This window comes from Methylobacterium sp. WL116 (assembly GCF_008039455.1).
Taxonomy (GTDB): domain Bacteria; phylum Pseudomonadota; class Alphaproteobacteria; order Rhizobiales; family Beijerinckiaceae; genus Methylobacterium.
This window is the reverse complement of the sequence record NZ_VRUV01000858.1, coordinates 1-1,233: the sequence shown is the minus strand read 5'-3', so window position 1 is coordinate 1,233 and position 1,233 is coordinate 1. Positions and strand designations below refer to the sequence as shown.

Below are 1,233 nucleotides of genomic sequence, written 5' to 3'. Positions count from 1 at the left end.
CGCCACGCCACCTGCGCCGCCTGCGCCGCCTCGCGGACCTGCACACGTATGTCCGCCCGAAGCGGCGCGACGACGACGACGATCCGCCGCCCTGCCCGGCGAGCGTCATGCCGCGCCCGAAGACGCCCCCGAGCACGGCGCTGGCCGCCGCCATCCCGGCCTGAGGGCCGGGCCGCGCGGAGGATGCGCCGGGGCGCGCCGGCCCGGGCCCTACCCGTCCATCGCCCGCCGGAACGCCTCGGAATGATCCGGGTGCCAGCGCGAGAGCGCCGGGCGGTTCTCGATGATGTCGCCGGCCGCCCACGCGATCCGGCGCTCGTCCTGGGCGCGGGTGGTCTCGTTGTCGGGGCAGAGGATGTAGAAATCGCCCTGCGCCATCCGCTCCAGCAGGAAGGCCACCGTCTCGTCGGGCGTCCAGGCGCCGGGCGGCTTCTCGGCGACGCCGCGGGCCCTGGCCAGCCCGGTATAGACGAAGCCCGGGATCAGCAGGTGCGCCGAGATGCGGCAGCCGTCGCGGCCGCGCAGGTCGTGCGCGAGCGCCTCGGTCGCCGCCTTCACGCCCGCCTTCGAGACGTTGTAGGGCGTGTTGCCCGGCGGCGTGGTGATGCCCTGCTTCGAGCCGGTGACGATCACGGCGCCGGGTTTCTGGCCCGCGATCATCGCCGGCGCGAAGGCGTGGATGCCGTTGATCACCCCCCACAGGTTGGTGTCGAGGATCTTGCGCCAGGTCGCCTCCTCGGAGAACAGCGTGCCGCCCGCCTCGATGCCGGCGTTGAGCATCACCAGGGCGGGCGGCCCCCCGGCGGCGACGGCCTGCGCGAACGCCTCCATCGCCGGGCGCTGACCGACGTCGAGGGCGAAGGCGCGCACCTCCACGGCGGCGAGCCTCGCCACCGCGGCGCGGGCGGATTCGAGCGCCTCGCCCGGCAGGTCGGCGAGCCACACGTTCATGCCGGCCCGCGCGAAGGCCTGCGCCGCCGCGAGCCCGATGCCGCTGGCCGCCCCGGTGACGACGGCCGTCCGGCCGGGTTCGATCGCTGGGTGGGTCATCGGCGCCTCTCGCTGCTCTCGCGTCGCGGTGAGGGTGGGGCGGCGGCCGGGATTGTCGAGGGCGCGGCGCCCCGCCCTGGCCTTCGGCCGCCGCCTCTGCCACCGTCCGGCACGCTCACGCTTCCGGGAATCGCCCGCATGCCCGCCCGCGCCACAGGCCGACCGCGCGTCCCCCCGCTCCGC

At 76.2% G+C, this 1,233-nt stretch carries 1 protein-coding gene; it reads right to left on the bottom strand.

Annotated elements, in window-relative coordinates:
- Positions 1-210 precede the first annotated feature (210 nt).
- Complete coding sequence (locus FV223_RS27960; protein WP_147729919.1) at positions 211-1,050, bottom strand: SDR family NAD(P)-dependent oxidoreductase; 840 nt, start codon at positions 1,048-1,050, stop codon at positions 211-213.
- Positions 1,051-1,233: the final 183 nt, after the last annotated feature.